The 9,302-nt window shown below is 61.1% G+C and carries 8 protein-coding genes; 5 read left to right on the top strand and 3 right to left on the bottom strand.

Features of this window, described 5'->3' with window-relative positions; genetic code table 11:
- Nucleotides 1–99 precede the first annotated feature (99 nt).
- Entirely contained in the window at nt 100–909 is an 810-nt protein-coding gene (locus DYL59_RS07955; RefSeq protein ID WP_069077942.1) for a UDP-2,3-diacylglucosamine diphosphatase, read from the bottom strand.
- 136 nt (nt 910–1,045) lie between these two features.
- Here DYL59_RS07955 and DYL59_RS07950 point away from each other — a divergent pair, with 136 nt between their 5' ends.
- The 4 genes from DYL59_RS07950 to DYL59_RS07935 all read left to right on the top strand — a co-directional run bounded on the left by DYL59_RS07950 (nt 1,046) and on the right by DYL59_RS07935 (nt 6,078).
- Complete coding sequence (locus DYL59_RS07950) at nt 1,046–1,795, top strand: AraC family transcriptional regulator (RefSeq protein WP_135288676.1); 750 nt, start codon at nt 1,046–1,048, stop codon at nt 1,793–1,795.
- Between the two features lie 99 nt (nt 1,796–1,894).
- Complete coding sequence (locus DYL59_RS07945; protein ID WP_135288675.1) at nt 1,895–2,779, top strand: DMT family transporter; 885 nt, start codon at nt 1,895–1,897, stop codon at nt 2,777–2,779.
- 132 nt (nt 2,780–2,911) lie between these two features.
- Nucleotides 2,912–5,632 carry a hypothetical protein gene (locus DYL59_RS07940; RefSeq protein WP_135288674.1) on the top strand — a complete coding sequence of 907 codons (2,721 nt, stop codon included), beginning with the start codon at nt 2,912–2,914 and terminating at the stop codon, nt 5,630–5,632.
- Between the two features lie 161 nt (nt 5,633–5,793).
- A complete protein-coding gene (locus DYL59_RS07935; RefSeq protein ID WP_135288673.1) occupies nt 5,794–6,078 on the top strand; it encodes a hypothetical protein in 285 nt (94 codons plus the stop codon).
- Nucleotides 6,079–6,112: 34 nt separating this feature from the next.
- Here DYL59_RS07935 and DYL59_RS07930 read toward each other — a convergent pair whose 3' ends face one another.
- Nucleotides 6,113–6,400: an Rdx family protein gene (locus tag DYL59_RS07930; RefSeq protein WP_135288672.1), complete on the bottom strand. Its 288-nt coding sequence runs from the start codon at nt 6,398–6,400 to the stop codon at nt 6,113–6,115.
- 83 nt (nt 6,401–6,483) lie between these two features.
- On the opposite strand from DYL59_RS07930, the gene DYL59_RS07925 reads away from it, so the two are divergent.
- Nucleotides 6,484–8,673: a patatin-like phospholipase family protein gene (locus DYL59_RS07925; RefSeq protein ID WP_135288671.1), complete on the top strand. Its 2,190-nt coding sequence runs from the start codon at nt 6,484–6,486 to the stop codon at nt 8,671–8,673.
- 73 nt (nt 8,674–8,746) lie between these two features.
- On the opposite strand, the gene DYL59_RS07920 is transcribed toward DYL59_RS07925, so the two are convergent.
- On the bottom strand, nt 8,747–9,181 hold the full coding sequence (locus tag DYL59_RS07920) for a MarR family transcriptional regulator (RefSeq protein ID WP_135288670.1): 435 nt from the start codon (nt 9,179–9,181) through the stop codon (nt 8,747–8,749).
- Nucleotides 9,182–9,302 lie beyond the last annotated feature (121 nt).

The following is a 9,302-nucleotide window of genomic DNA, read 5'->3' as shown; positions in this document are numbered from 1 at the left end:
GGCTTGCTCGCGAATGCGGTAGATCAGTCACCTGATGTGCTGGATGACACACCGCATTCGCGAGCAAGCCCGCTCCCACAGTTTGGACCGAGTCCTACGCTAGCCCGCGACCATCTCAGCCTTGAGCAGTGCCTCCTTGGCCTGCGCATCCGCCAACCGATACAACTCGATACTGCCATCCCAGTGCTCGATCAACGCCGTGCACGACTCCACCCAATCCCCGCAATTGAGGTAATCCACCTCGCCCACCTTGCGAATCTCGGCATGGTGAATATGCCCACACACCACTCCATGCAGTTCACGCTTGGTCACTTCATGGGCAATGGCTTCTTCAAAATCGCTGATGAAGTTCACCGCCGTCTTCACCTTGTGCTTCAGGTATGCCGACAGCGACCAGTAGCCGTAGCCATAACGCGCACGCCAGTGGTTGAGCCAGCGGTTCAGGGTGAGGGTGAACTCGTAGGCCGAGTCGCCCAGGAACGCCAGCCAGCGGTGGTAGCGGGTGATCACATCGAACTGATCACCGTGGATCACCAGCAAGTGACGGCCATCGGCAGTGACGTGCACGGCTTCATCCACCAACTGGATATTGCCCAGGATCAGCTTGGAGTAACGCCGCAGGAATTCATCGTGGTTGCCAGTGACGTAGATCACCTCGGTGCCGCGCTTGGCCATGGTCAGCAGGCGGCGGATCACGTTGGTATGGGCCTGGGGCCAATACATGCCGCCACGCAGTTTCCAGCCATCGATGATGTCACCCACCAGGTACACCTTGTCGGCGTGATAGCCCTTGAGGAACTGGGACAAATGTTCGGCCTGGCAATCCCGAGTGCCCAGGTGCACGTCGGAAATCCACAGGGTACGCACCCGTTGCTTGCGGCTGGGCTTGGTGAACTCGGCACTGGTCATGGGCATCCCTCGACGCTGTTTTCGCGAGCTTGCGCCACCGCGATTAATAGCCCATGACAGCTGTGGGTCAGTCTGATGACAGCGCTCGCCGGCCGCAAAGCGTTGTAGACTGCCACAGCCTGCCCAGGAGACCGCGATGCGACCGCTGCTCACGCTACGCCACTACACCCAAGCCCCCATCGCCCACAGCCATGACCATGCGCAGTTGGTGTTCGGCCTGTCCGGGCACCTGGACTTCGAGGTTGAGGGCGTGGGCAGCCAAGTGCGCCACAGCAGCGTGATGGTCCTGCCTTACGCCACCCACCACGCCTGCGATAGCCGCGATGGCAGCCGCTGCCTGGTGCTGGATGTGCCCACCGAGCACTGGGTGGTGCAGTCTTTGGGCGAGCATGCCGATGCCAGCCGCCGCCTGCTCGATCAACCCGCGCGGCTGGCGCTGGATGCGCGGCAACACCAGTTGGTGCAATGGCTGGCCAACAGCCCCGTGGATGACCCGCTGATCGTGCAGCAAGGCGCGGTGTTGCTGCTGGCCAGCCTTAATGTGTCGCAGGATCAACCGGTTCCCGGCCGGCGCCTGCCCTATGCAGCCTTCAACGCTCACATCGAGCGCCACGCGGCGCATCCGCTGCAAGTGGCGGACCTGGCGCGCATCGCCGACCTGTCGGTGGCGCGCCTGCATGCGCGCTTCATGGCCGAATGCGGGCAAACGCCGATGGACTACATCCGCAGCCGCCGCCTGCAGATGGCCCTGGACCTGCTGCGCCGCACGCCGTTGCCCATCGGTGAGATCGCTGAGCGCGTCGGCTACAACTCGCAAAGTGCATTTGCGGCGGCCATGCTTCGCGAGTTTGGCGCCTCCCCGGGTGCCTTGCGCCGCAACACGTAGGAAGAGTCTCGCGATAAACATCGCGAGTCGCACGACAGACACCCCCACAGGCGAGCCACTAGACTGCCCCTCTGTCACCCGCTTGCCTCAAGGATTGCAATGACTCCCCGCTCAGCCCTCGGCGCCCTGCATATCGGCGCATTGATGTTTGGCCTCACCGGCGTATTCGGCAAACTGGCGGCCGCCTCGCCGGCCATCATCGTGTTTGGTCGCGCCGCGTTTGCCGTGATTGCCCTGGCGGTATTTGCCCGCTTTGCCAGCAATGCCCCGTGGAAAAAACTGGAAAGCCGTGACTGGCGCCGCCTACTGGGCAGCGGCGTGCTGTTGGCCGCACATTGGGTGACGTTCTTCATTGCGGTCAAAGTCGGCGGCGTTGCCGTCGCTACCCTAGGCTTTACCGCGTTTCCCGCCTTTACCGTGATCCTGGAAGGGCTGATCTTTCGCGAGCGAATCCGCGCCAATGAAGTGCTGTTGGTGGTTCTGGTCAGTATCGGCCTGGTGCTGGTGACGCCAGATTTCAACCTCGCCAGCGAAGCCACCGGCGGCCTGCTGTGGGGCATCGCCTCGGGCTTGTTGTTCTCCCTGCTGTCGCTGAACAACCGTGCCAGCTCCGGGCGCATCCCGGCGGTGCAGGCCGCGTTGTGCCAGAACGTGGTGGTCGCCCTATGCTTGCTGCCCGTGGCCGCGCCTGGGTTGGCGCAGGTGCGCGCCATCGACTGGTTGTGGATCGGCTTGCTGGGGGTATTTTGCACCGGCCTGGCCCACAGCCTGTTTGTCGCCAGCCTGGCGGTGATCAAGGCACGTACCGCCTCGGTGGTGTTTGCCATGGAGCCGGTGTATGGCATCACCGTGGCCTGGCTGCTGTTCGCCGAAACCCCGACCCTGCGCATGCTGCTGGGCGGCGCGCTGATCATCGTCGCCATCGTGCTGTCCGGGCTGATGGGCAGCGCCAGCCAGGCCAAACAGCCTGCTGCGACGACCTGATCTATACTCTGGCGATCCGTAACAGTCTGTCGTCGTTCAACGGTTTATGACCCCTCTACGACAGTAGTAGTCCATTCAGAAGTTGCCGCGTGCGAGAGGTCAATCTCTCAACGTTTTGCACAGGTGACAAAAATGGACACGGTCATACGTACGTTCACGATGACACTTCTCATGGCAGGGTTCTTGAGTACGCACGTCGCGGCTCAAGAACGCACCCTCCAGCTGGAACTGAATCAGGGGCTGGCTCAGCTTAAACAGAACGCAGACAACGATGCTGCGATCAGAACCCAGCTGGACACACTGGCTCGGGAGGTTCCCGAGATCAACCAAACGCTGCGCGGGCTATCAAAGAAAAGCCAACAAGAGCGCGACGATCAAGCCAGGTTTGGCTTGTACCGACAGTTTTTCGTCGACATCAACGCCCTGTCTCCAGCACAGGCGCAACGTAGCTTGCAAAACCTGCTGGCCAACCCACTTGTAAAATCCGCCGAAGCCCGCGTACTCGATGACAAGCCTGCCGTGCCCCCAGGCATCCCTGTCACCTTCAAACGCAACGCCGTTACCGCTCGGCCGCTTTATCTGCTTGGCCCCACACCCACTGCCGGCTATCGCCTGGGTGGGATCAACTCTGACGCCGTCAAGGACTTGCCCGGCGCGAGAGGCGAATATGCCCGCGTCATCATCGCCAGCGAAAGCTACTGGGACACGACCCATAAAAACCTGCCGGCCAAACCCTTCCATCCCATACGCCCACCGGAACGATTGGCCTGCTCTCTGTACTGGGCAGTAGGCAACGACGGTACCCAGGCGGCCGGGATCATCGCGGATAAAGAGCTGGGGGTGGTACCGGCCGCGCAACTCACAGCCACGCCGTCATCCTGGAGGGGGAGCATTTATTTCAATGACATTGCCAACGTCAACTTGAGAAAAGGTGACGTTGTCGTCATCGACGCGCAAACAATGGAAAACGGCCCCTACTTCTACCCAGGCAGCGTGTGCCCAGGAGGCACCGTGTGCACCTTGCCCTTGCCACTTGCGGTAAGCGACGCATACGTTAACTCCAGCTATCTGCGCAACATCGAATACTTGACGCAAGAAAAGGGTGTGCATGTGGTTATCAATGCTGGCGGCGGAACAAAAAGGTTGGATGAGGCCTGGAGCGCCCAGTACCCCGAGCGCTATATGCCGATCAACCTGGACAATCCAGACTTACAGGGCAACTTTGACCAGGCTAGAAATGACGACGGCAGCATTGTGGTGGGAAGCGTCAACCCCGTGACCGGCACCGCCGAAGGCGCCAACTACGGCAAGCGCATCAACCTATCGACCTGGGCGACAAAAATTCAGACCGCCAGCTACCAGGCGGGCGTTAAAGACCTTTACACACGCTACGACGCCGAGAACCCGCTCGCCTACAAATTCTCTGCCTGGATCGTTGCCGGCGCTGTAGCGCAGATCCAAAGCATTGCCTTTGCCAAGGGCCTTGGGCCGGTGCCGCCCAAGGTCATGCGCCAGTTACTGGTCGAGACCGGACATGACTTTGCCCACGCCACGCCGGGCGTCAACCGTGGCAGGCAGCCGGACGTTAAAGCTGCCGTCGATAGAATGATCAAAGACTATGCCAATGGTTTCCCACCCGAACCGACCGGCCCGACCATCAAGCGCATTGAAGGCCCAGGTTTTGCCGCAGGGGATAGGGGAGCGTCGTTTGGGGGCCTCAGGAGCAATCACACTGCGACCTATACCCCCGTTCTGAGTGCTGCCGCCCGAGACGTCACCTTCGATTGGAAAGTTGCTGAGCCGTTGATCATTCACAGCGTCAACCCTGTGACCGGCGAGTTGAAAGTGGATGTGCCGGCGAGAGAGGGAGCCTACTGGCACCAACCTCCACCACCCAGAACATCGGTAACCCTCACGACCCATGACAGCAACGGCGTCACTGACACGCTTTCACGCGGCAGCTCCATTGTTGGCGTCTACACCACAGACAAGGCTTACTCGGCAACCTGGAACGTGCCTGACCGCATCCAATCCGGGCAGACAGCTTCATTCATCCTTGTGCCCCGGCGCTATGGAGACACCGGGTACCAAGTCCGCTGGCTGGCACCAGGGCTGTTCCCCGGCATCCAGGAAAGAACCAACGTCAATATGCCGGATACCATCACCGTGACCGCCCCCATCGTCACCAAAGATGAATACATCAAGGTCGAAGTAGGCGGCACCGCTCAAGTGCCCTACCCCCCAGACCGGACGATCACTGGGTTTTATTTGTCCAAATCGGTCCTCATCCAGGCAACTCCAGCGCCGGCACAACCGCTGACAGGTACATTGACGGCTCCCTCCTCCGTCGTCGGCGGCAAGGAAGTCTCGTTCAGCACCGATGTCAGGGACGTCAATGGCGGCGGCTTGCACTACGTCTGGACGCTACTGCCCAGTGGCTTTACCGGCCCCCTCGACCGCCCCGGATTCAGCGGTTTTGCGCCCGCGGTCAACCAGGATACGACGGGTCAGGTACAGGTGCTGGTCTCGGATACCAAGGGCCAACAACTGCGCCTGTCACAACCATTGACCGTGACCGCCAATTTGCCGAGCGTCAGCATCCTCGGGCCCGACACCATCGGGGCCAACCAGACAGTGACCCTGACCGCGCAAGTCACCAACCCGCCGGCAGGAACGCTTCGCTACAGTTGGAGAGTCGCGGCCGGGGTCAGCGCCACCCCGAGCAACAGCGCCACACTGGTGATCACCGCGCCGAACGTACAGCAAGCCACCACGGTAGTGGTCTCGGTGAACGCTGGAGTCGGTATGAACCAGGCAACGGCATCCAAGACCTTGACCATCACGCCGCCCTAGGCCAGGCGCTATTCAGGCCGCTTCGGCGGCCTGATCTATACTCTGGCAATCCGCAACAGTCTGTCGTCGTTAACGGATAAGGACTTCTCGACGACAGCCATGACGTTTGAAGTTGCTGCAAGCGAGTGGTCACGCCATTAACGCTATGCAGGGGTTTAACCATGGAAACACTTATCCAATTGCTGGTGCAGATCATCAGCGGCGCCGTCGGCGGCAACCTGGCCGGCATGACCAAGCAGAGCCTGGGTACCGGGCTCAATACCTTTCTTGGCGGTATCGGCGGCCTGATCCTTGGCCAGGTGGTTGCGCAGTTCACCGGCACCTCCGGTGGCGACGCGCTGGATGTGGCCGCAGTGGGCAGCAATATCGTCGGCGGCGGCGTGGGCGGCCTGGTACTGACCTGGGTCATCGGGTTCATCAAGCAGAAGCTGGCCGCCAACAAGTAGCCATCCGGTCACCGCTCTGGCGGGGCGGTGACCGTCACTGCGTGCGGTCGTTGTGGCCCAGGTCGCGCTGTGGGTCGATCTGGTCGCGCACGCGTTGCTTGAGCACCTTGGCCTCCGGGAAGCCACCGTCGGCCTTGCGTTCCCAGATCTGCACGCCGTCGCAGGTGATCCGGAACGCGCCTCCGGTGGCGGGCTCCAGCGACACTTTGCCCAGGTCATCGCAGAACGTACTCAACAACTCCTGGGCCAGCCACGCCGCGCGCAGTAGCCATTGGCACTGGGTGCAATAAGTGATGACGATCTCGGGTTTGTTCGTGGACATAATTTGAGAGGTTCCTGGCGTAACGGGCTCGGAGGATCGGGTGGCTATAATACCGGCCTTTATCGCCCAGCCCCGAGATTCTGATGCGCCGCCTGTTGTCCTGCCTGCTGCTGTGCCTGCTTCCCCTCCTCGCCCAAGCCGTCGAGCCCCCACGCCCGAAAATCGGCCTGGTGTTGTCCGGTGGCGCCGCCCGTGGCCTGGCCCATATCGGGGTGCTCAAGGCCCTGGAGGAGCAAGGTATCCAGATCGATGCCATCGCCGGCACCAGCATGGGTGCGGTGATCGGAGGGCTGTACGCCTCGGGCTACAAGATCGATGAACTGGAGAAACTCGCGCTGAGCATCGACTGGCAACAGGCGCTGTCCGACGCACCACCTCGAGAAGACGTGCCGTTTCGCCGCAAGCAGGATGACCGCGACTTTCTGGTCAAGCAGAAGCTGAGCTTTCGCGACGACGGCAGCCTGGGGTTGCCGCTGGGCGTGATCCAGGGCCAGAACCTGGCGTTGCTGCTGGAAAGCATGTTTGCCCACAGTAGCAACACGCGTAATTTCGACAAGCTGCCCATCCCTTTCCGCGCCGTGGCCACCGATATCACCACCGGTGAAAAGGTGGTGTTCAGCAAGGGCCACCTTCCCCAGGTGATTCGCGCAAGCATGTCGATCCCGGCAGTGTTCGCCCCCGTGGAACTGGACGGGCGCCTGCTGGTGGACGGCGGCATGACCGACAATATCCCGCTGGATGTGGCGCGGGAGATGGGCGTGGACATTGCCATCGTGGTGGATATCGGCACGCCGCTGCGCTCGCGCAAGCAACTGGCGACGGTGGTGGATGTGCTCAACCAATCGATCACGCTGATGACCCGGCGCAACTCCGAAGAGCAACTCAAGGACCTGCACCCGAAGGACGTGCTGATCCAGCCGCCGCTTTCCGCCTTCGGCGTGACCGACTTCGGCCGCGCCAGGGACATGATCGACGCCGGCTACCGCGCCACCCGCGCCCTCGACCTGCGCCTGGCGCACTTGCGCCCTGCCGAGCCCATCGACCCAGGCCTGGTGGCTGCACGCACCCCCGGCGAGCGCACGCCCGTGATCACCGCGATCAACGTGGAAAACGACTCGAAAGTCAGCGACGACGTGATCCGCTACTACATCCGCCAACCCCTCGGCGAACCGCTCAACCTGGGGCGGCTGCAAACCGACATGGGCACCCTGTATGGCCTCGATTACTTTGAGCAGGTGCAATACCGGGTGATCAAGAAAGGCCAGGACAATACCCTGGTGATCAGCGCAAGGGGCAAACGCAGCGGCACCGACTACCTGCGCCTGGGCCTGAACCTGTCGGACGACATGCGCGGCGACAGTGCTTTCAACCTCGGCGCCAGCTACCGCATGAACGGCATCAACCGCCTCGGTGCCGAATGGCTGACACGGGTGCAGATCGGTGATCGGCAGGAGTTGTACAGCGAGTTCTACCAACCGATGGATACCGGCTCGCGCTACTTCGTCGCGCCCTATATCCGCGCCCAGGCGCAGAACGTGGAGCTGATCCTGGACAACGACCCCGTCTCCGAATATCGCCTGGAACGCTATGGCTTCGGCTTGAACGTGGGACGGCAGATCGGTAACAGCGGCGAGATCCGCTTTGGCGTGGGCGAAGCCTGGGGCAAGGCAGACGTGCGCATCGGCGACCGTGACCTGCCGAGCGTGAGTTTCAGCGAAGGCTTTTATGAACTGAAGTACTCCTTCGATTCCCTGGACAACGTCTACTTCCCCCACAGTGGTGAGGACATTGGCCTGGCCTACCGCGAATTCGAACCCGGACTCGGCTCGGATCAACGTTACCGCCAGTGGGAATTCAAGCTGGACAAGGCCATGAGCCACGGCCCGGACACCCTGGTATTGGGCGGCCGTTACGGACGCACACTGGATAGATCCGACGTGGTGATCTCCAGCTTCCTGCTGGGCGGTGCGCGGCAGTTGTCGGGCTTTCGCGAGGATGCAATCTCGGGGCAGAACATCAGCCTGATGCGCGCGGTGTACTACCGCCGCCTGACGCCGCGTTCGTATCTGCCGTTGGATTTCCCGCTGTACCTGGGGGCGTCGCTGGAGAGAGGCCGGGCGTGGAACAACGACAATGAATTCGACAGTGGGTATATCAACGCGGCGAGTATCTTTTTGGGATTTGATACGCCGTTGGGGCCGCTGAATTTCAGCTATGGGTTCAACGATGACAACCAGAAGGCGGTGTATCTCAACCTGGGCCAGACCTTCTAGAAAGCCGAACACAAAACCAAATGTGGGAGGGGGTTGCCCCCTCCCACATTTTTGATCTGCGCTGTATCCGGGATCAGGACTTTTCCAGATTCGCCAGGATGTGCCCGTGCACCCGCATGCACACCTTCATATCCTCTTCATCCACCCCCACAAACAGCTCATGGCGCAGCGCAGTGGCGATGGTCTCGATCTGGTCAATCAACGGACGGGCGGTATCACACAAAAGAATACGCTTGGCACGGCGGTCTTCCACCACAGCCTGGCGTTGCACCAGGCCCTGGCCTTCGAGGCTATCGAGCAACCGCGCCAGGGTTGGCCCTTCTACGCCGACACTCTGTGCCAGTTCACGCTGAGTAGGGGCTTCTTCGAAACGCGCCAGGTGCAGCAGCACCAGCCAGCGCGCCTGGGACAGGCCCAGTCCCGCCAGGCGGCGATCCAGTTCGGCGCGCCAACCTCGGGACATTTGCGCCAACTGCATGCCAAAGCGGTGTTGATCGGTTAACGGCATAAAAAACTCATGTTTTAGACTGAAAATAAAGTGTGGCTAATTATTAGTCAGCTAAGCATGAGCCATGCCAGTAGGCAAGCCTCGCTATGTACTGATTCGTTACATTGTCGTAATTGGCACA

It is taken from the genome of Pseudomonas kairouanensis (assembly GCF_004682055.1).
In the GTDB taxonomy this organism is placed as follows: Bacteria; Pseudomonadota; Gammaproteobacteria; order Pseudomonadales; family Pseudomonadaceae; genus Aquipseudomonas; species Aquipseudomonas kairouanensis.
This window is presented reverse-complemented; position numbering and strand designations above follow the sequence as displayed.

What these genes read in the sequence shown, in the direction of transcription:
- DYL59_RS07950 (WP_135288676.1), top strand. Translation starts at nt 1,046, where the DNA reads ATGCGACCGCTGCTCACGCTACGCCACTACACCCAAGCCCCCATCGCC.
- DYL59_RS07940 (WP_135288674.1), top strand. Translation starts at nt 2,912, where the DNA reads ATGGACACGGTCATACGTACGTTCACGATGACACTTCTCATGGCAGGG.
- DYL59_RS07935 (WP_135288673.1), top strand. Translation starts at nt 5,794, where the DNA reads ATGGAAACACTTATCCAATTGCTGGTGCAGATCATCAGCGGCGCCGTC.
- DYL59_RS07945 (WP_135288675.1), top strand. Translation starts at nt 1,895, where the DNA reads ATGACTCCCCGCTCAGCCCTCGGCGCCCTGCATATCGGCGCATTGATG.
- DYL59_RS07955 (WP_069077942.1), bottom strand. Translation starts at nt 909, where the DNA reads ATGACCAGTGCCGAGTTCACCAAGCCCAGCCGCAAGCAACGGGTGCGT.
- DYL59_RS07920 (WP_135288670.1), bottom strand. Translation starts at nt 9,181, where the DNA reads ATGCCGTTAACCGATCAACACCGCTTTGGCATGCAGTTGGCGCAAATG.
- DYL59_RS07925 (WP_135288671.1), top strand. Translation starts at nt 6,484, where the DNA reads ATGCGCCGCCTGTTGTCCTGCCTGCTGCTGTGCCTGCTTCCCCTCCTC.
- DYL59_RS07930 (WP_135288672.1), bottom strand. Translation starts at nt 6,400, where the DNA reads ATGTCCACGAACAAACCCGAGATCGTCATCACTTATTGCACCCAGTGC.